At 71.0% G+C, this 21357-nt stretch carries 10 protein-coding genes; 6 read left to right on the top strand and 4 right to left on the bottom strand.

What is annotated here, in order from left to right; all coding sequences use genetic code 11:
- Positions 1 to 135 precede the first annotated feature (135 nt).
- The 3 genes from EJK15_RS33880 to EJK15_RS33890 are packed head-to-tail and all read left to right on the top strand — an operon-like array spanning position 136 to position 3078.
- A complete protein-coding gene (locus EJK15_RS33880) occupies positions 136 to 1014 on the top strand; it encodes a thiamine pyrophosphate-dependent dehydrogenase E1 component subunit alpha (protein ID WP_138714565.1) in 879 nt (292 codons plus the stop codon).
- Complete coding sequence (locus EJK15_RS33885) at positions 1011 to 1991, top strand: alpha-ketoacid dehydrogenase subunit beta (protein ID WP_138714566.1); 981 nt, start codon at positions 1011 to 1013, stop codon at positions 1989 to 1991. Before EJK15_RS33880 ends, EJK15_RS33885 begins: the two co-directional genes overlap by 4 nt.
- Positions 1984 to 3078: a 2-oxo acid dehydrogenase subunit E2 gene (locus EJK15_RS33890; RefSeq protein ID WP_138714567.1), complete on the top strand. Its 1095-nt coding sequence runs from the start codon at positions 1984 to 1986 to the stop codon at positions 3076 to 3078. The genes EJK15_RS33885 and EJK15_RS33890 overlap by 8 nt, the downstream gene beginning before the upstream one ends.
- Here the strand turns inward: EJK15_RS33890 and EJK15_RS33895 are convergent.
- From EJK15_RS33895 to EJK15_RS33910, 4 genes are read right to left on the bottom strand one after another with little or no spacing between them, the layout of a single operon-like run.
- Positions 3052 to 8502: a non-ribosomal peptide synthetase/MFS transporter gene (locus EJK15_RS33895; protein ID WP_138714568.1), complete on the bottom strand. Its 5451-nt coding sequence runs from the start codon at positions 8500 to 8502 to the stop codon at positions 3052 to 3054. The two genes, EJK15_RS33890 and EJK15_RS33895, sit on opposite strands and share 27 nt — an antisense overlap.
- Positions 8499 to 14699 carry a non-ribosomal peptide synthetase gene (locus EJK15_RS33900; protein WP_138714569.1) on the bottom strand — a complete coding sequence of 2067 codons (6201 nt, stop codon included), beginning with the start codon at positions 14697 to 14699 and terminating at the stop codon, positions 8499 to 8501. Before EJK15_RS33900 ends, EJK15_RS33895 begins: the two co-directional genes overlap by 4 nt.
- The gene (locus EJK15_RS33905; protein WP_138714570.1) at positions 14696 to 16198 is read right to left on the bottom strand and encodes a condensation domain-containing protein; all 1503 of its coding nucleotides are present in this window, start codon (positions 16196 to 16198) and stop codon (positions 14696 to 14698) included. The genes EJK15_RS33900 and EJK15_RS33905 overlap by 4 nt, the downstream gene beginning before the upstream one ends.
- Before the next feature lie 2 nt (positions 16199 to 16200).
- The gene (locus EJK15_RS33910; RefSeq protein WP_240777386.1) at positions 16201 to 17640 is read right to left on the bottom strand and encodes a class I adenylate-forming enzyme family protein; all 1440 of its coding nucleotides are present in this window, start codon (positions 17638 to 17640) and stop codon (positions 16201 to 16203) included.
- Positions 17641 to 17783: 143 nt separating this feature from the next.
- On the opposite strand from EJK15_RS33910, the gene EJK15_RS73095 reads away from it, so the two are divergent.
- Genes EJK15_RS73095 through EJK15_RS33925 form a run of 3 tightly spaced genes read left to right on the top strand, consistent with a single transcriptional unit; the run spans position 17784 to position 21197 of the window.
- Positions 17784 to 18023 (top strand): acyl carrier protein, encoded by a 240-nt coding sequence (locus tag EJK15_RS73095; RefSeq protein ID WP_240777387.1) that lies wholly within the window; start codon positions 17784 to 17786, stop codon positions 18021 to 18023.
- A complete protein-coding gene (locus EJK15_RS33920) occupies positions 18016 to 19260 on the top strand; it encodes a condensation domain-containing protein (protein ID WP_138714573.1) in 1245 nt (414 codons plus the stop codon). The genes EJK15_RS73095 and EJK15_RS33920 overlap by 8 nt, the downstream gene beginning before the upstream one ends.
- Positions 19257 to 21197: a N,N-dimethylformamidase beta subunit family domain-containing protein gene (locus tag EJK15_RS33925; RefSeq protein ID WP_138714574.1), complete on the top strand. Its 1941-nt coding sequence runs from the start codon at positions 19257 to 19259 to the stop codon at positions 21195 to 21197. The genes EJK15_RS33920 and EJK15_RS33925 overlap by 4 nt, the downstream gene beginning before the upstream one ends.
- Positions 21198 to 21357: the final 160 nt, after the last annotated feature.

The following is a 21357-nucleotide window of genomic DNA, read 5'->3' on the forward strand; positions in this document are numbered from 1 at the left end:
CCGGACACGACACCCGCTGACGGTGTCGGTGGGAGCGAAGACGCGCTCCGGGACTCGTTCCGATGATCAGCCGTAGACGTGATAAGTCGGTGTTGTATAGCCTTTCTCAAGGTTCTCCCGGAACTCAAGGGGCCTATGAACAGGCTGGCTGATGAGGACTTGGCGCTGCTGCTGCTGATCCGGTCCTTCGAACGGAAGCTGCTCGCGCTCTTCGAGCGGGGCGAGCTCAACGGCACCACTCACACCTGCCTCGGGCAGGAGTACGTCCCCGTCTCCCTGCGCCCGCTGCTGAGTGATGGTGACTGGGTGTTCAGCAACCATCGCGGTCACGGCCACTACCTGGCCCGGTTCGAGGACCCCGAAGGGCTGCTCGCCGAGATCATGGGGCGGAAGGGCGCCGTGTGCGATGGGGTGGGGGGCAGCCAGCATCTGCGCCGCGACCGCTACCTGTCGACCGGGGTGCAGGGGCAGAGCCTGCCGGTGGCCGCCGGGGTCGCCCTGCACCTGAAGCGGCACGAGCCCGGCGCACTCGCCTGCGTGTACATCGGTGACGGGACGTGGGGCGAGGGTGCGGTGTACGAGGCGTTGAACATGGCGCAGCTCTGGCGGTTGCCGCTGCTCGTGGTGGTCGAGCACAACGGCATCGCCCAGTCCACGCCGACCGAGCTCCAGATGGCGGGCACGGTCGCGGGGCGGGCGGCCGCCTTCGGGATCGGGTACACGCGGGTGTCGAGCTTGGATATTGCCGAAATAAGACGGCATCTGGCGCCTTTGGTGGAGACCGTCAGGGATGGCTCGCCGTTGGTGGTGGAATTCGCCACGCACCGCCTCGGCCCGCACAGCAAGGGTGACGACACGCGCCCGCCGGATGCCGTTCGCCTCGACTGGTACGCGTCTTACCAGGCCGAACACCCCGAGCAGTCGGCCCGGATCGAAGCGGCGGCCCGCTCCCGCATGGACGCGATCGCCGAAGAGGTGGCCGCCCGGCCCCCGGCCGCCTGGACCGCCGCGTGAGGGTGGGCGAGAACCTCAACCAGGCCCTGCACGGCCTGCTCGGCGACGACCCCGCCGTGTACGTGCTCGGCGAGGACCTCCTGGACCCCTACGGCGGCGCCTTCAAGATCACCCGTGGCCTTTCCACCCGCTTCCCCGACCGGGTCCTGACGACGCCGCTCAGCGAGGGCGCGATCGTCGGCGCCGCCTCCGGCCTCGCGCTGGCGGGGGAGAAGGCCATCGTCGAGATCATGTTCGGCGACTTCGCCGCGCTCGCCTTCGACCAGATCGTGAACTTCGCCAGCAAGTCCGTCTCCATGTACGGCCGGCGCGTCCCCATGCCACTGATCATCCGTTGCCCCTCCGGAGGCAACCGCGGCTACGGCCCCACGCACAGCCAGAACCTGCAGAAGCACTTCATCGGCGTGCCCGGCCTCTCCCTCTTCGAGATGTCGCCGTTCCACGACAACCGCGCCGTCCTCGACCGCATGCTCGCACTGGAAGAGCCCTGCCTGCTCTTCGAGGACAAGGTCCTCTACACCCGCCGGATGTACGACGTGGACGAGTTGTTCATCCGGGACTTCATAGAAGACGTCGCCGTGGTGCGGTACGACGGCGACCTCGACTACGCGCTGATCGCCCCCGGTGGCGTGGCGCACCGGGCCATCGCCGCCATGCGGACGCTGCTGCTCTCCCATGACCTCGCCGGCGCCGTGCTCGTCCCGTCGCGCCTGTACCCGTTCGACCCCGCCGCGCTGCTGCCACTGCTCGGTCAGGTGGGACTGATCTGCGTGGCGGAGGACGGCAGCGCGGGCGGCACCTGGGGCGGCCACCTCGCCGCCGACCTGCACACCCGGCTGTGGGGCTCACTCCGGCGGCCGATCCGCCTGGTGAGCTCGGCCGACAGCGTGATCCCCACGGCCGCTCACCTGGAGCGTGACGTGGTGCTGCAGGACAGCATGATCTGCAGGGCCGTACTGGAGGCGCTCGATGGGTGAGATCCGGGTCCCGAAACTGAACAACAACGACTCGGAGTACACGCTGCTGGAGTGGCTGGCGGAGGACGGCGCGCCGGTGCGGCGGGATGACCCGCTGGTGACGCTGGAGACGTCGAAGACGGTGGACGAGCTGGTCAGCGAGCAGGACGGGGTGCTCACCCAGTTGTTGCGGACGGGCGCGACGTGCACTCCGGGCCAGCTGATCGCCCGAGTCGGCCCGGTGCCCGCCGCCCGGCCGGAGCCTGACCCCGATCCTGACCCCGATCCGGACCCCGACCCAGGGCCGGTGCCCGCCGTCGACGGGCCGATCATCACGGCGCCGGCGCGCGCGTTGCTGGACGAGCTCGGCCTCGACCCCGCGCTGGTGGCCGGGCTGGACGTCAAGGTGGTACGGCGAACCGACGTGGAACGGCTCGCCGCCGCCGAAATGTCCACCGGCAGTGGGCAGCCCCGTACGCTGTCCCACCACCAGCGCGCGGTCGGCCGGACCGTGACCCTTTCGCACCAGACCATCCCCGCCGGATACACCGCAATAAAGGTGGACGTCACGCCCGCTCTGACGACGGCCCGGACCCTGACCAGACGACTACGCAGGCTGGTCGGCCTCCCTGACCTGCTCATCGCCGCCGTCGCTCAACTGCACGACGACTTCCCGATGTTCTTCGCCGAGCTCATCGACGACCGGACCGTCCGCATCCCCGATCAGCCACGCGTAGGCGTGACGATCGACATGGGAACCGGCCTCTACGTGCCGGTGATCCGTGACCGCCTGGCCGTGCCGGACATCGCCGAGCGCCTGGCCGAATTCCGCAAGCTCGCTCAGCACGGCGGCTTCAGCGAAGAGCACCTCACGGGCGGGAACATCGTCGTCACCCTCCATCACGACGCCGACATCATCATGGCCATCCCGATCATCTTCCCCGGCCAGGCCTGCGCCATCGCCCTCACCTCACCACAGCCCGAAGGCGAGCGCACGGTGGCGGCGATCGGCCTGGCCTACGACCACAGGATGATCAATGGCAGGGAGGTCGTCCTGTTCCTTCAGGCGCTGAAGGAGACCCTAGAGCGTCCGTCCGAGGGCCTGTAGCCCGACGAGGTCGTCCGGGGTCGCGTCGGCGCTCCTGTCGAGCAGCCCGGGCAGCCTCGACCGCAGCGCCACCACCGCCAGCACCGCCATCGCCATGGCGAACAGCAGGTACATCAGCCCCACCCCGCGCCCGGCGCCCGTCCCGATGAGCGCTCCGACGGTCGGCGCGAGCGACCCGTCAGGGGCGAGCAGCGGATCGAACACCGCAGCGCCGTACGGCGCCACGAGCCCGAAGCCGAGCGGCAGTGTGGACCAGGCGATCAGCGTGTTCAGCGCGAACACCCGCCCATGGAACCGCTGCGGTACCTTGACCTGCACGATCGTGGCATAGATGCCGTTCAGCAGCGTCACCCAGAGCGACATCCCGAACGCCCCGATCCCGATCGTCACCAGGTCCGCCCGCAACCCCGTCACCAGGCAGAACACCGCCAGCGCCAGCGTGCACCACAGCACCGCCCGCATCCGTCCCCGCCTCGGGCCGCCCCAGGCCGTCATGGTCAGACCGCCGAGGAAGACCCCCAGGCCGGACACGAACGAGATCCGGCCCACGTCCGCCAGCGTGCCGAAGGAGAGCACCAACGGCGAGATCAGCAGGAACAGGGGCGACAGGAAGATGTTCAGCACCGCGAAGTACAGGAGCATCTGGCGGAACCCCTGGTTCCGCCAGGAGTAGCGGAACCCGGCTGTCATCTCCGCCAGCACCGGCTCCTTCCGGCGCCAGGCCATCGCGGCGGGGAAGCGCACCAGCGACGTCACCACGATCGCGAACGCGTAACTGGCCACGTCGAGCACGAGTATCCCCTCCAGCCCGATCGCGGCCATCAGCCCGACGGCTGCGAGGGGGACGAGCAGCTGCGTCATGCCACCGGCCATCTGGACGATGCCGTTGGCGTGCCCGAGATAACGCTTGGGGACGAGTTGTGGCACGGCCGAGGTGTAGGCCAGCCGCTGGAACGTGAGCGCCACGGACAGAACCGCGAGGAGGGGGTAGACGTGCCAGGTCTGCAGGTTCCCCGTCCAGAGAAGTGTCCCGAAGACGAGCTGGGTGCCGACGGCGGCGGCGTCACTGCCGAGCATGACGGCCCGCCGGTTCCCCCGGTCGACGATCGCGCCCGCCAGCGGGGCCGCCACCATCCCCGGGACCAGCCCGATCACGGAGAGCAAGGCGAACTGCGCCAACGAGCCCGTGGTCAGATAGATCCAGATGGGGATGGCGAACCCGGTCAGCGCTGACCCCAGGAGAGACACCAACTGACCGGTGGCGACGGCCATGAACCGCTTCATGCTCGGCTGCGGCCCGGTCGCGGCGGCCCGCGCCCCGGCCCGCGACACCTCCCGCACCCGCCAACTGACCCCACCTATGGCCTCTGGACCCGCCTCTGGTGCTGTGACCGGGTCTGTGACCGGGTCTGAGTCCGGCTCACTCGGTTCGACGGCGAGGTGTTCGATGGCGGGGTGAGTGCGGGTGACGATCTCGGCGAGCTCAGCCGCTCGATATTTCACGAAAAAGTGCCCAGCCTCGTCCAACTCCACCACGGCGGCCGTAGGCGTGAGGAAGTGCCACTCGCGATACCGCTCTTCGAAGTACTCGGTCGCCGGGTCGTGCTCTCCCGCCACACTGATGATCGGCGCCCGCAACCGCTCCACCGAGCTCTCGAACAGCCCGGTGAAATACTCCTCCGCGGCCTCGCTGTCGCGCCGCATGTTCTTGATGATGTGCCGAGCTTGCCCCGGCTCCAGGTCGCCCATGTCGAGACCCATGGACGTCAGCCAGTTGACATAGCTGCGGTCGCTCCGCAGGAACTCGCGCCTGGCCAGCTTGGACAGCGCCGCCATGGGCCCGTTCCCCGGGCGGGCGAACGGGAAGATCGCCCCGATGTACACCGCTTCGAGCTCGCGCCCCGCTGCCTCCAGCCGCCGCGCGATCTCGACGATCAGGGCCGACCCCACGCCGCAGTGCCCGTACAACGCGACGGGCCCGTGCACCTTCTCCTGGATCTCGCTCACGCACCTGCTCGCCACCTCGTCCAGCGGCAGCCGCTCCTCATCCAGGCCGACATCATGCCCAGGGATGGCGAGCGACCACAGGGCGTACGTCTCCGGCAGGGCATCTGCCAGCGGCTGATAGACCACCGCCGCGCCTCCGCCGTACGGCACGCACACATACGTGAGCTCAGGAGGAGCGGCACGGCGAGGCGTCAGCTCGTGCAGGAGCCCCCGCGACGCGGTAGCGGTGCCGTCGACCAGCGCGGCCAACTCGCGGATGGTCGGGTGCTTGAACAGGTCCACCACGGCGATGGGCGCCGCGTCGGGTGGCAACACCCTGCGTAGCCTGGCCACCACCTTGATCGCCAGCAGGGAGTGTCCGCCGACGTCGAAGAAGTCGTCATCGACCCCGATGGCCGCGCCGTCAGGGGTGGCCACGTCGAGTACCTCGGCCCAGACCGCGGCGACCAGGCGCTCCGCCTCCGTGGCCGGCGCGATGCGCTCGCCCGCTTCCGCCCGTTCCACCGATGACGTGGGGGCGGGGAGGCGGCGCCGGTCCACCTTGCCGTTGGCCGTCAAAGGCAGCTGGGGGAGGGGGACGAAGAGGCTGGGGATCATGTACGCGGGCAGGGTTTCGGCGAGATGGGCGCGCAGGCGTACCGGATCCGGCTCGCCGACCACGTACGCCACCAGCTGGGTCTGGGTGCCGGAGCCGTGGGTGGTGACCACGCACTCGGTCACGTCCGGGTGACGGGAGAGGTGGGTCTCGATCTCACCCAGTTCGATGCGGTAGCCGCGAATCTTCACCTGTGCGTCGGCGCGGCCGAGGAACTCGATCGTGCCGTCCGGGGCGTAGCGGCCCAGATCCCCCGTCCGGTAGAGGTGCTCGCCGGTGCGCGGGTGGGGGATGAAGGCGGCGGCGGTTCGGTCTGGTTCGCGCCAGTAGCCGGTGGCCACGCCCGCTCCGCCGATGTAGAGGTCGCCGGGCACGCCCACGGGCACGTCGCACAGGCCGCGGTCCAGGATGTGGAAGGACTGGTTGGCCAGCGGGCGGCCATAGGGGATGGACGACCACCCCGGGTCCACCTCGCCGATCGGGTGGAAGATGGACCAGATCGAACCTTCGGTGGCGCCGCCCAGACTGATGATCTCCGCCTCCGGGGCCAGGGCGCGGATCCGGTCGGGGAGGGTCAGCGGGATCCAGTCGCCTGACATCATCACCAGGCGCAGCGAGCTCAGGTCGGTGCCTTCGTGCTCGGCGTGGTCGACCAGGAGCTCCATGAGGGCGGGGACCGAGTTCCACACGGTGACGCGGTGCTCGGTGACCAGGCGGGCCCAGGCGGCGGGGTCCTTGTCGGCCGACGGCTCGCCCATGACGAGGGTCGCCCCGGCTGCCAGGGCGCCGTAGATGTCGTACACGGAGAGGTCGAAGCTCAGGGCCGACAAGGCGAGGACCCGGTCGGCGGGTCCGACGCGGAACCTGTGGTTGATGTCGCGGATGGTGTTGAGTGCGGCTTGGTGCTCGATCATCACGCCTTTCGGCGCGCCGGTCGAGCCCGACGTGAAGATCACGTAGGCGAGGTCGTCGGGCGACGCCGGACACTCGGGGTGCGCGCTGTCCGCCGGGGATGCGGTGGGGCAGGTCACTGTCACGCGGGTCACGTCGGCGGGCCAGGTCAGGTCCAGCCGCGGCTGGGTCACCGCGACGCGGCACTCGCCGCGTGCCATCAGCTCGAAGCGTCGCTGGTCCGGCAGATCCGCGTCGATCGGCAGGTACGCCGCTCCGGCCTTGCCGATGGCCAGCACCGCGACCACCTGCTCCCACCCTCGCTCCATCACGACCGCGACCAGTTCTCCACGGCCCACGCCCGCTGACGTCAGCTCGGCGGCCAGCAGCCCGGCCCGCCGGTCCAGCTCCGCGTACGTGATCTCGCCGCCCGGGTGGGTCACCGCGACAGCATCAGGCGCGTACGGCACCCGCTCTTCGAACGGGCGGTGCAACAGGTCGGCCGCGCCGAGGTCGAGCCCTGTGTCGTTCCACCGCTCCCGTTCCGCCCGTTCCGGAGCCGTGAGCAGCTCGATCGTGGAGACGGGGGCCGACGGGTCGGCCGCGATCCCGTCGAGCATGGCGCTGAGATGCCCGGCCATGCGCGAGATCCGCTCGGCCGAGAACAGTGCGACGTTGTAGACGAACAGGAACGAACCATCGCCGCCGGTGTACAGCTCCAGATCGAATCGGGTGGCCCACACTCCCGGCGAGAAACCTTCGACGGCCAGCTCGCCGGGGGATGACGGCTCGCCGCCGTAGTTCTGCATCGCGAACAGGACCTGGAACAGCGGCGATCGTGACACCTCCCGCGGCACGTTCAGCTTCGAGACCAGCCGCTCGAACGACAGCTCCTGATGCGCGTAGGCGTCCATGGACATGTCCCGCACCCGGTGCGTCAACTCCAGGAACGACGGATCGCCCGACAGATCCACCCGCATGGCGAGCATGTTGATGAAGCAGCCGACGAGCCCGTCCAGCTCCGGCAGCGACCGCCCGGCCACGGGGGAGCCCACCGCCACGTCCTCCTGCCCGGCGTAGCGGCCGAGCAGCGCCGCGAAAGCTGCCAGCAGCACCATGTACGGCGTGGCGCCGTGCTCCCGCCCGAGCCGCTCCAGCCGCGTGACCAGAGCGGGGTTCACGGCGAAATGGTGTGCCGCACCGCGGTAGGTCAGCTCGGGCGGCCGGGGGAAGTCCGTGGGCAGCTCGAGTGGTGGCAGGCCGGCCAGCCGCTCCCGCCAGTAGGCCACGTCGTCCGCGTCGCCGGGCCGCTCGCGCTGCCAGGCGGCGAAGTCCCCGTAGGTGATGGGCAGTTCGGGCAGCGGATCCCGGTCGTAGCAGGTCAGGATCTCGCGGAGCAGGATGTTCGCGGACCAGCCGTCGGCTGCGATGTGGTGTACGGCGATGGCCAGCACGTGATCGTCGGCCGCCAGCCGTACCAGCAGGGCTTTGATCACCGGCCCGGTCACCAGGTCGAACGGCTCGGCGAGGAAGCGGTCGGCCAGAGCCCGCGCCTCGTCGGTGGAGCCCCCAGCGGGGCAGGTGAGGTCGGCGATGGTGAGCGGGACCGTGACGGCGGCCGAGACCGTCACCGCGGGCTGCCCGTCGTCACCGACCGGGAAGCGGGTCCTCAACGGCTGGTGGCGGGCGGCGACCCGGTTCAGTGCGTCGCCCAGCAGGTCTGCGGAGAGCGGGCCGCGCAGGCGCCGTACGAACGGGATCGTGTGCGCGGGGTTGCCCGGCGCGTACTGCTCCATGAACCACAGCCGCTCCTGGGCGTAGGACAGCGGCGGCGCCTGCCCTTCCCGCAGCGCCGGAATCGTCGCTGTGCTCTTGCGCCGCCGCAACCGCTGGGTCAGCAGCGCCCGCTGGGCCTCGGTCAGCTCGGTCACGCCGTGTCCTCCGGATCCAGCATGCTCAGCGCCTGTTCGTCGGACAGCCCGGCCACCTCCGTCAGCAACGCCTCCTCGACGGCGCGCGCCAGTTCGGCGACGGTCCGGCGGGCGAACAGCGTACGGATCGGCAGGTCCACACCCGCGATCGCCCGGAGCCGGGCCGCCACTCTGATGGCGAGCAGCGAGTGCCCGCCGAGCGTGAAGAAGTCGTCGAACGCGCCCACCTTGTCCGCGCCGAGCACCTCGGCCCAGACGTCGGCGACCAGCTCCTCCGCGTCCGAACGCGGCGGCGTGGCCTCCTGGCCCGCGGCGCGGCCCGGCTCCGGCAGCGCGCCGCGGTCGAGCTTGCCGTTCGCGGTGAGCGGCAGCGCGTCGAGTACGACCCAGCGAGTGGGGACCATGTACGGCGGAAGCCGCCCGGCCACATGGTGGGCCAGTTCGGCCACCTCGCCCACCACATAGGCGACGAGCTCGCCGTCCCTGGCGACCACCGCGGCCTGCCGCACGTCCGGATGCGTGCGCAGGCAGTGCTCGACCTCACCCGGTTCGATGCGGAAGCCCCGCACCTTGACCTGCTCGTCCATCCGCCCGAGGAACTCCAGCAGACCGTTGGGGCGCAGCCGGACCCGGTCGCCGGTGCGGAAGTACCGGCCGCCGTCGGGGAGCCGGACGAAGCGCTGGGCCGTGAGCTCCGGCAGTCCGAGATAGCCGCGGGCGACACCCGGCCCGCCGATGTACAGCTCACCGGGCGCGCCGGGCGGTGTGGGCGCGCCGTGGGCGTCGAGGACGCGGATCGTGGTGGCCTGGATCGGGCGGCCGATCGGCGGGTGCGGATCGTCGCCGTAGGTCGTCCGTGCCGACGCGCCGCCGGGGCCGCCCGCCAGGTCGGCGGCGGTCGCGACGATCGTGGTCTCGGTGGGGCCGTACGTGTTGACCAGCCGCACCCGATCGCCGAAACGCCGCCGCCAACGGGCCAGCGCGGTGGCGTGCACCTGTTCGCCGCCGATGACGACCAGGCGCAGGGCAGCCGGCCAGGCGATCTCGTCGATCAGGTCCACGAGCTGGTGGAAGTACGCCGTCGGGAGATCGAGCACGGTGATGCCGGGACGTTCGGCGAGCAGATCGGGGAGGGTGGCGCCGCCGTCGGGGACGAGCACGACCGTGGCGCCTGTGGTCAGCGCCGGGTAGAGCTCTTCGGCGTGGGTGTCGAAGCTCAAGGAGGCCAGCTGGACCACCTGATCTCGGGGACGCAGGCCGTACTCGCGGCGCATCCACCGGACCCGGGCGGCCAGGCCGGCGTGCTCGACCGCCACCCCCTTGGGGGTGCCGGTGGAGCCGGAGGTGTAGATGACGTACGCGAGGCCTTCGCCGGGGTCCTGGCCGATGTGGGGACCGTTCGGGACAGGCCGATCGTGGGGATCCCGGTTCGTGCCGGAGGCGGAAAGGCCGCCTGAGATGCGCAGGCCGTCGGAGACGATCAGGCGGGCGCCGCTCGTGGTGATCATGTGCTGATGGCGTGCGGCGGGATAGGCGGGGTCGAGGGGCAGGTAGGCGGCTCCGGTGCGCCAGATAGCCAGCATCGCCACCACGGCGTCGATCGACCGGCCGAGACGGAGGCCGACCACGTCACCACGCCCCGCGCCGCGCCGCGTCAGTTCGGTGGCCAGCCGGGACACCCGCTCGGCCAGCTCGCCGTAGGTCACGCTCTCGGACCCGCAGACGACGGCCGGCTCATGGGAGTGGGCGGCGACGGCTTCCGCGATCATCTCCGGCACGTCGGCACCCGGTACGGCGTTCCCGTCGCCACCCGCCGAAGCGATCAGCTCCGAGTCGGCGGCGGTGAGCATCGGCAGGCTCGACAGGCGGGCATGCCGGTTGTCCGGGTCGGCTATTCCGCGTAACAGCACCGCGAACCGTTCGGCCAGCCCCGCCACCGTCTCCGGGTCGAACAGCCCCGCGTCGTACCCGAACGCCACCCGCAGCCGCCCCGGCGCCCGCCAAGCCTCCACCACCAGATCGAACTTGGCCTGACGAAAGCCATCGTCGAAGTACGACATCTCCAGCTCGTCACCGAGCCGATCCTGCTCCCCGTCCGCTGTCTGGCTGTTCAGCGTCAGCATGGTCTGGAACATCGGCTTCCTGGTGATGTCCCGCTCGATATCCAGATCCGCCAGCAGCCGCTCGAACGGCACGTCCTGATGCGCCATCGCGTCCAGCACCGTTCTCCGCGTCCTGGCCAGCAGCTCGTCCAGCGTGGGGTCGCCCGACAGGTCACCGCGCAGCACCAGCGTGGTGCTGAGATAGCCGACGATCGGCTCCAGTTCCACCCGGTCCCGCCCGGCGGTGGGCGAGCCGACCAGGACGTCCGTCTGACCGGTGTGCCGCGCCAGCAGCACTTGGTACGCCGTCAGCAGCACCATGAACAGCGTGCTGCGCTGCCTCCGCGCCGTCGCGTCCAGCGCCTTGGCCAGATCGTCGGGGATGTCCAGCAGGTGGAAGTCACCCCGCGTCGGACCTGGTGCGTGCGGCCGGTCGGTGTGCAGCGCCAGCGTGGGCGGGTCGGCGAGCCGTTCCCGCCAGTACTCCAGCGCCGCGGTCCCGTCCTGCTCCCGCTGCCACCGCGCGACATCCCCGTGCTGGACGACCAGCGGCGCCAGGCCCCCCGCCCCGCTGGCCAGGGACTCGCTCGACAGGGCCTCGGCGTACAGGGCGGCCAGGTCGTTCAGGAGGACGGTGATCGACCAGCCGTCGGCGATGATGTGGTGGAGCACCACGCACAGCACGTGATCGTCGCCACCCAGACGGATCAGCGTGATCCGGAGCGGCGGCGCCGTACCGAGGTCCATGGGGGCATTGGTGCGGGCGGCGACCCACGTGCGGGCCTCCGCCTCGTCACGCGCGTCGAGCCGTTCGACGGCGGCGGGCGCGGCGTGCTCGACGACGGCGACCGGCCGCCCGTCCACCTCGGGAAAGCGCGTGCGCAGCGACTCGTGCCTGGCGAGCAGCGCGGTCAGCGCCCGTCGCAGCGCCTCGGGGTCGAGTGGGCCGCGAAGCCTGCGCACGATGTACATGTTGTACGAGGCGTCGCCCGGATCGAGCCGGTGCAGGAACCACAGCCGTTCCTGGGCGGCCGAGAGCGGAGGCAGCGTGCCGGGCGGGCGCGGGGCGGGGGGACGGCCCGGTTCGTCGGGCAGACCCTCCAGCGTGGCCGCGAACCCGGCCACGGTCGGCTGCCCGAACAACGTCCGCAGCGGCACCGTCGCCCCCGCGGCCTCCAGCCTGGCGATGACCTGGGTGGCCAGCAGCGAGTGCCCGCCGAGGGCGAAGAAGTCGTCGTCCGCGCCGATGTCGCCGATCCTGAGCACGTCGCCGAAGATCTTGGCCACCTGCCGCTCGCGGGCGGTGCGCGGCCTGCCTCCCCTGCCCGCCACCGGCCCATCCGGCGCGGGCAGCGACAGCCGATCGACCTTGCCGTTGGGCGTCATCGGCAGCGCGTCGAGCGCCACCACGACACGGGGCACCATGTACGAGGGCAACCATCCGGCCGCGTGTTGGAGCAGGTCCGCCGGGTGGCCCAGGTGACCGGCGGTCCGGGCGGGAGGCGTGGTCACCACGTAGGCGACCAGTTCGTCCTCGCGGACGACGACGGCCGCCTGCCGCACCTCCGGATGCGACTCCAGGGCGGTCTCGATCTCGCCCAGCTCGATCCGGTGCCCGCGCAGCTTCACCTGGCCGTCGCCCCGCCCGAGGAACTCCAGGTTGCCGTCGCCGAGCCACCTGACCCGGTCGCCGGTCCGGTAGAGCCCGTTCGCGAAGCGTTCGGCGGTCAGCTCCGGCCTGCCCAGGTAGCCGAGCGCGAGTCCGGCCCCGCCGATCGCCAGCTCGCCGGGCACGCCGACCGGCGCCGTCGCGCCGGCGCCGTCGAGCACGTGGATGTGGGTGTTGGCGATCGGCCGTCCGATGCTCACCCGGCCGGGCTCGGCGGGGACCTCCCAGGCGGTGGACCAGATCGTGGTCTCCGTCGGGCCGTACATGTTGAACAGCCGCGCCACCCTCCGTCGCAACCGCCTGGCCAGCGCGAGCGGCAGCGCTTCGCCACCCGTCAGCGCCACCAGCCCGGACGCGTCGAGTCCGGCGGACAGCAGCATGTTCCAGCCCGACGGGGTGGCCTGTACGTGGGTGACGCCCGCCGCGGAGATCAGCCCGGCCAGCGCGGTGCCGTCGCGCACGGTCTCGTCGCCGGCCAGCACCAGCCGCCCGCCGGTCACCAGGGGCAGATAGAGCTCCAGCCCCGCGATGTCGAAGGAGAGGGAGGTGCTGCCCAGCCACACATCCGCCGGTCGGGCCCCGAGCAGGTGCTCCATCCCGGCCAGCAGGTTCACCAGCGCCGAGTGGGGCACGGCCACCCCCTTCGGGCGGCCGGTCGAGCCGGAGGTGTAGAGCACATAGGCGGCAGCCCCGCCGTCGGACCCGGCGGTGGCGGGTGCAGAGGTGACGGCCGAGGGTGGGACGTCGTCGCCCAGGGTGAACCGGGCTCCCGAGTCCGCCAGCACGTAGGCGATCCGGCTCGCCGGAAGCGCCGGGTCGATCGGCAGGTAGGCGGCTCCCGTCAGCATCACGCCGAGCAGCGTCCCGGGCAGTTCCACCGACCGCCGCAGGCGGACGGCCACCACGGCTCCGGGCCCCGCGCCCCGCTCCCGCAGTTCGCCCCCGACCCGCAGGGCCTGGGCGGCGAGTTCGGCGTAGGAGAGGTGGTGGTCGCCGCACGAGACGGCGGTCGCGTCCGGACGCAGCCGGGCCTGCCGCATGACCAGGTCCACCACGGTCGCGGCCGGCACCTCCAGGGGCGGGCCGTTCGAGGCCCGGTCGAGCAGCGCGCGTTCGGCGGCGGGAAGCAGGTCGAGCTCCGACAGCCGAGCCTCGGGAGAGGCGACGATCGAGGCGAGCAAGGTCAGGAAGCGGGCCGCGAGCCGGGTCACCGTCTCCCGGTCGAACAGCTCGGTGCTGTAGAAGAACGCCCCGTGCCAGCCCTTGTCCGACGGCCAGAGATCCATCCGCAGGTCCACCATGGCCGGAGGGGCCCCGTGCGCGAACGGCAGGCTCTCCATCCCGGCGAACGACTCCGCCTCGCCGTAGCCGACCGCGGAGTTGTGCAGCGCCAGCATCGCCTGGAACAGCGGCGTACGTGACAGGTCGCGCTCGATGTCGAGCGCGGACAGCACCCGCTCGATCGGCACCTCGCGGTGCGCCATCGCCTCCAGCACCGTACGGCGGGTACGGCGCAGCAGCTCGGCGAACGGCGGATCCCCTGACAGATCCCCCCGGAGCACCAGTGTGGAGGCGAACAGCCCGACCATCGGCTCCAGCTCCGGTCGATCGCGACCGGCGGTGGGCGAGCCGACCACGATGTCGTCCTGACCGGCATGCCTGGCCAGCAGCACCTGGTACGCGGCCAGCAGCACCATGAACAGCGTCGAGCGCTCGGCCCTGGCCAGCAGGGAGAGCGCGTCGGCGAGTTCGGGCGGCAGGTCGAAGCCCACGTCGTCGCCCGCGCTGCTCCGCTGGGCGGGACGCGGCCGGTCCGTGGGCAACTCCAGCGGCGTCGCCCCGGCGAGCCGGCTCGTCCAGTAGTCGATGTCGGCGCCGGCGTCGGAGGTCCGCTGGGCGTCGGCGTACTCGGCGTAGCGGACGGGCAGGTCGGGAAGGGAGACCGGTACGCCTTCCGTGCGGGCGAGGTAAAAGGCGGCCAGATCGTTCATCAGCACGTTCAGGGACCAGCCGTCGCCGATGATGTGGTGGAGCACCACGCACAACACGTGGTCGTCGTCTGCCAGCCGGACCAGCGTGATCCGCAGGGGTGGGGCGGAGGCCAGATCGAAGGGCGTGTTGGCGCGCTCACCGAGCAGCCGCACGACCTGATCGAGCACGGGCCCCTCCGGGCCCGCCCGCTCGAACGCGACGAGCTCCACCGGGACCACCCCCGGCGGGTCGGTCACCGCGACCGGCAGCCCGTCCTGGTCAGGGAACCTCGTGCGCAACGATTCGTGCCGCTCCACGACATCCCCGAACGCCCTCGTCAGCGCCTCGACGTCGAGTGTCCCCCGCAACCGCCGTACCACCGCCACCCGGTAAGCCGCGTCGGACGGGTCGAGCCGCTGCAGGAACCAGAGCCGCTCCTGGCCTAAAGAGATCATGGCCGCAGCCCGTCGATGGCCGCGGCCACCCCGGTGATCGTCGGATCGTCGAGGAACACGTCGAAGGGCACCTCCACCCCGAGCCGTTTCCTGATCCGCGCGCTGATCTGCGTGATGGTCAGGGAATGTCCGCCGAGGTCGTAGAGGTCCTCGTCCGGCGCGATGTGGTCCATCCGCAGGACCTCCATCCAGATCAGCCGCACCTGCTCGATCAGCTCTTCCTCGATCGGCTCGGCGCCGGCTTCGGCGTGCGCGGGCCCGGCCTCCGGCGTGGCCCCTGTGGAGTCCAGGGTGGCGTCCAGGTGGGCGACGGGGAGCGACAGGTCGGCGAGTCGCACCTCTGGATCGGCGGAGACCGCGCGCAGCACCGCGGCGAGGTGGTCCGCGGCCAGCTCGACGTCCTGCCGGGAGATGACGTCCGGGCTGTAGTGCAGCGTAAGGCGCAGGCCGTCGGCGCCGTCGACGGCTTGGAGATGGAGGGCGTTCCTCACCATGTGGTTGGACATCTTCCACTCCACCGACAGCCTCAGCCCGGGGAAGACCTGGTCGGGCGCGCGCCGCCGGAAGCTGATGGACACCGGTGCGAGCGCCACCCTCGGCTTGATGCCGCCCACCGCCCTGGCCACCGGCACCTCGCGGAAAGCGTTCAGCTCGCGTACCTCGTTCCTGATGCCCAGGGCCAGTTCGCGGAAGGAGCCTCCGGACGGGAACGAAGAGAACACCGGCAGCTCGGTGGCGAACAGGCCGATGTGGTCCCGGGTCTCGGCGGTCCTGGTCGACATGGCCACGGCCACGGACGTGTCGGCGTTGCCGTACCGGTGAAGAAGGGCGTGCACGGCGGCGAGGAACACCTGGAATCTGGTCACGCCGGGCAGGTCGGGCATGTCGTGAGTCAGGTCGCGCAGCACGGTCTCGCCGCGCTCGGCCAGTTGCGGTGTCCTGGTCACCCCGTTGATCACCACGTGCGGCACCTCCCGCCAGCGCGCCCGCCAGTACGCCTGCGCCTCCAGCGAGGGCTTCTCCGCAGTCCCGTACGGCATGGGCAGGGGCGGAGAGGGGGCTCCGGAGTAGCCGGCGGCGAGATCCCGTACGAGCAGGTCTTTCGACATGCCGTCGAAGACGAGGTGATGACCCACGAACAGCAGCAGGTGCCGGGACGGCGAAATCTCCACCAGCGTGAACCGGGCCAGCGGCCCGGTGGACAGCTCGAACGGCAGCGCGATCTCCCGCTCGATCAGGGTCTGCGGGTCCGGCTCCACGACGAACGCGATCGGTGGGACGCCCGTGGCGGACACCAGGTGCAGCGAGCCGTCACGCTCCTCGAAGGCGCAGCCCAGCACCGGGTGCCGCGCGACCACCGCCCGGCACGCCGCCAGCATCGCCTCCCGGTCCAGCGGGCCGTCGAACCACATGGCGAACGGCATGTGGTAGGCCGTGCCGGTGCCGTGCATCATCTCGGTGATCCACATCCCGTGCTGCGCCTGCGACGCCAGGACCATGTTCACTCCTCTGCCATACCGCGCAGTTCTCGCTTGATCACTTTTCCGGCGGTGTTCCTGGGCAGCGCCTCCACGCACAGCAGCCGGGTGGGCAGTTCGTGCTGGGCGAGCCGCTCGGACAGGAAGGCTCGCAGGCCGGCCAGCGTCACCGGCTCGCGTGACACGACGGCCGCCGCCACCGCCATGCCCATGACCGGGTGCGTCACGCCGAACACCGACGCCTCGGACACGGCCGGATGCTCGTGCAGCGCGGCCTCGACCTGGAGCGTCGAGACCTTGAACGCGCCCGACTTGATCACGTCGCTCTCCCGGTCGACGAGGTACAGGTAGCCCTCGTCGTCGAGGTAGCCGAGGTCGCCCATGCGTACCCAGCCGTCCCGGAAGGTGTCGTTCCGCTGCTCGCCGTAGTAGGCACGGGAGTGCGCCGGGGTGCGCAGCCACACCTCGCCGGTCTCGCACGGCCCGGCCGGGTTCCCGTCGGCGTCCGCGATCTTCAGGCCGCCGGCCGCGTGCCCGAGAGCGCTCGGCCGGTCGGGGTCGTAGATCATGATGGTCTGGGCCGGGGCCGCCTCGGTCGAGGTGTAGTAGTTCGCGACCGTCGCGTTCGGGAACGCCTCGCTCAGCTGGGCCGCGACCTTCGGCGGCAGCGCGGCGGCGGCCGAGCCGAGCAGCAGCACGCTCGACAGGTCGTGGCGGTCCTGGACGCGTGCGCCGAGCAGTTCGATGGCCATCGCGGGCACGACGAACACGGTCCCCGCCGCGTACGACTCGATGAGCGCCGCGAAGCGGGCCGGCGTGAACAGCGGCAGGGTGACCACGGTGGGCGCGGCGGTCAGCGCGTGGAGCAGCATGACCTGGCCGGCGTTCGTGCCGATGGGGAACGCGTGCACGAGATGCCTGGAGTGAGAGAACGGGCGGCGTTTGGGGTGGACAGGCGGGGAGGTGAGATTCGCGTGACTCGCGGCCACGCCCTTGGGCTGTCCGGTGGTGCCGGAGGTGTAGAGGATCTGGGCGAGGTCGAGCGGATCGGCCTTGAACGGGACCGCGTTGGACTGGACGGGGCCGGACGCGCTCGGGCCGGACGCGTCATAGAGCTCGTCGTCGCGCCGGATGGTCGTCGTCGCGCCGCAGTGCTCGATCAGGCGGGCCAGCTCCGGCGCGGCCAAGCGGTCCGACAGCGGGACCGCGACGGCACCCGCCTTCAGCACGGCCATCCAGCTCACGGCGTAGTCGAGCCAGTCACCGCCGCCGAACACCAGCGCGACCCGGTCACCTCGGCGTACGCCATGGTCGAGCAGGCCGTGCGCGGCGGCGTTGGAGCGTTCGTCCCACTCGCCGAGTGTCAGGCCGCCCGTTCCGGCGACGATGAGGGCTTCGTGGTCGGGGGCGGTGGCGGCTCGTGAGCTCAGCAGAGCAGGGACAGGAAGGGCCGACTGAACCACCCCCAAAATTATTATCGGGCTGCCGCAAGACGCTAGAAAAAATGCACAATTGCGTCAACCCCTTCCCGGCAGACGCTTGCCGCCATCAGGTCCCGCATGACACACTCGCCCCGGATTTCCCTGAAACGGGAGGGCTTTTCCAGGTGCAGACGGACGAGGAGCTACGCGGACGGCTCGCCGACATGGTCGCCAAGGCCACCGACGGCGAGGTCGAGGCGGCCGAGGTGCTGACGGGTGAGGCCAGGCTGGCCGATCTCGGCGTCACTTCGCTCGGCTATCTCAGGCTGATCGACGCGGTGGAGGCGGAGTTCGGCGTCGAACTCGACCTGGCGTCGGCCGGCAGCCTGGACGAGCTGGTGGACTACTTACGGCTCCATGCTTGAGTCGCCGCTCACCTGGGGGCAGCAGGACATCTGGCGGGCCGTCGTGGCGGCGCGGCCGGAGGAGCACTATCTCAACATCGGCCGGATCTTCGCCGCGCCGAAGCGGCCCGTGACCGTCGAGCGCGCCGTCAAAGCCCTGGACGGGCTCGTCGCCAGGCATGAGGCGCTGCGTACCCGGCTCAGCGGGCCCCAAGACCGCCCCCGGCAGCGGATCTCGCCCATCGCCCGGCCGTACGTCGAGGTGACGGACGAACCCGCGCAGGTGGTGTGCGACCGGTTGTCGGCCAAGCCGTTCGACTATTGGGAGGAGTGGCCGTTGCGGGTGGCGTTCCTCGTGGCCGGCGACCATGTCCGGCATGTCGTGCTGGTCCTCTGCCACCTGGCCGCCGACGGGCACGCGGCCGAACTCCTGGTGAAGGACTTCCGGCTGCTCCTGCTGCGCGATTCGCTGCCGCCGGTGGAGACTGCCACGCCGCGCGAGATCGCCCAGTGGCAGTGCTCGGCCGAGGGCAGGCGTATGTCGGACGAGGCCCTGTCCTTCTGGCTGTCCGAATACCGTCGCATGGACCCCGTGATCCTTTCGGACGTCCCCCGGCGCCCGCGGCTCTGGGAAGCCACGATGACCTCCACGGCGATCGCCGCGGCGGCGCAGGCCGTGGCGGCCCGCGAGCGGGTGAGCTCCTCGACGGTGCTGCTCACGGCCGCGGTCCGGCTCGCCGGGCGGCTCACGGGCCAGCGGTTCTGCGGCATGCGGGTGATCGTCAACAACCGGTTCGCGGCCGATCGCCGCGACGTGGTCTCCACGATCTCGCAGGAGGGACTCGTGCTCCTCGACCTGCACACCTCGGACTTCGGGGAGCTGGTGCGGCAGGGCTGGCGAGTGGCCCTGCGGGCGTACCGGCAGGCCCAGTTCGATCCGTACGCGATGGAGGCGGCGGTGTCGGGCGTGGGGCCGGGGATCAGGTCGTTCGGCTGCTTCAACGACCAGCGGCTGGTGCAGCGCGACGGGGCGACAGGACTGGACGAGCGGGCCGTCCGCGCCTCGATGGAGCGCACCGAGCTGGCCTGGACGGACACCATGGACCGCAACATCTGCGACTTCCGGCTGCACCTCGGCGGCGAGCCGGGGCGTATGGAGGTGTCGCTGTACGCCGACACCGCGCTGCTCGCACCGCCGGGGATCGAGCGGTTCCTGCTCGACATGGAGTCGATGCTGGTCGAGGCGGCGGTCGCATGAGCCTGTACGCGGCGACCACGTCGTGCGCACAGGGCGAGACCCTCCGGTTCCACCTGCTCGGGGACGGGGGCGCGATCAGCGTCGAGGACGTGCCGTCAGGGCGGGTCGTGCTCCGGGACACGGCCGACGGCGACACCTGGACGCTCAAGGTGGGCTCGGACTGGCCCAGCTCGCTCTATCGCGCCGTCCTGGGCGACGGGTCAGCATATTTCGTCGTACGGGGGAGTGTGCCTGCTTCGTCGGTGGTGGTGGCGATTCCTTTTCCCACCTGGGAGGCGTACAACCGGCCCGGCGTCCCCGGCGAGGGGCTCTACCAGTCCGAGCAGCCCGATCGCGCGGTCAAGGTCAGCTTCGACCGGCCGGGGGCGGGGCCGCAGGTCGAGGAGTGGGAGCTCGGGCTGCTGCGGTGGCTCGGGCCGTCGGGGTACGCGGTCGACTACTGCTCGGGGCTGGACCTGCACGACGGTCTCGACCTGCTGAGTCGCTACCGGCTGCTGGTGATCAACGGACACGACGAGTACTGGTCGTGGGAGATGCGGGACGCGGTGGAGGCGTTCGCGCGGGGCGGTGGAAATATCGCCATATTCTCTGGCAACACCTGCTGGTGGCAGGTCCGCTTCGAGGACGACCTTCGCACCATGGTCTGCTACCGCGACGCCGTCGCCGACCCCCTCTCGCGCACCGACCCCGGCCGCACCACCGTCGAGTGGCCCAGCGACCCCGTCAACCGTCCCGAGAACACCCTCACCGGGCTGACCTTTCGCAACGGCGCCGGCTGCTGGGTCGACTCGCGGGTGATGTCCCAGGAGTCCTACACGGCCTGCTTCACCGACCACTGGGTCTACGCGGGCACCGGCCTGCGGGACGGCGACACGTTCGGCAGGGGCGCGCTCGGTTACGAGACGGACGCCGCCGACCTGGAGTGGCTGGACGGCGTCCCCCGGGCCACCGGCCGCGACGGCACCCCACCGTCGTTCGTCGTCCTCGCCACGGCCGACTTGTCGCACTGGCGCAGATACGGCAGGGGTGGCGCGGCCACCATGGGCGTGCACCGGCTGGGGGCCGGGACGATCTTCAACGCGGGCACCATCAACTGGGGCAACACCCTGGCCACCGACCCGGTCCTGGCTCGCGTCACCCGCAACGTCCTGGACCGTCTCTCCCGCCCTCCTGGCCCACCGCAGTGGGAGGACATCGGCCTGGCCGGCCCACTGCGCCCGGCCTCGGAAACCCCGCGGCTCCCACCGGAAGCCCCGCCGCTCCTGGCCGCGGAAGCCCAGCCGGTCGCGCTCGTCGTGTGCGAGAACCGGCTTTTCGCCGCCGGGTCCGGCGGAGTGCTGAGCACGCGCGACCTGTCCGGTCAGAACCTGCCCTGGCGCCCGATCGACGTCACCGACGCCCAGGCGCTGGCCGCCCCCCGCGAGGCCCACGGCGGCCCACCGGCGGGCCTGTACGGCCTGGCCTCCGACGGCGCCATCCGTTACCGAGACCCCGTTCTCTCCTCGGCCCCGTGGACGGACGTGAGCCGAGCTCCGGAGCGCACAACGGACCTGGCCGCCGCCGACGAGGCCCTGTTCGCCCTCACCTCGGACAACGAGCTCTGGTACCTCCCCATCCGCCGGCTCGCGGACGCCGCCTGGGCCCGGATGGGCGGCGGGGGAGGGGCCACGCGCTTGACGGCGATGAACGGGCGCCTGTTCGCCATCGCGGGCGACCGCGTCCTGACGAGAACGGTCGACCGTCAGGACATCGAGTGGACCGACCTCGGCCCGGCCTGGACCACGACCGTCCCCGCATCGGCACCCTCCGGGAGCGGCGGCCCCGGACCGGCTCTCGCCGGGAGCCGTGTCGCGCTGGCCGCCGCCTCAGGACGGCTCGTCATCGCGGCTCCTGACGCACGACTCCAATGGCGGCTCTACTGGCGATCGCTCTCGTAGGCCAGCCACTGCGCACACGTGTGCAGGCCGTAGTCGAGATCCTGTCTCTTATATAAATATCCGAGCCCACGAGACCCTAAGACACCTCGTATGCCGTCTTCTGCTTGAAAAAAGAAAGCCAAGAATACCCAATGTCTGCACTTACAAGGATGGCAGCTCA

This window comes from Nonomuraea basaltis (assembly GCF_005893125.1).
GTDB classification, from domain to species: Bacteria; Actinomycetota; Actinomycetes; order Streptosporangiales; family Streptosporangiaceae; genus Nonomuraea; species Nonomuraea basaltis.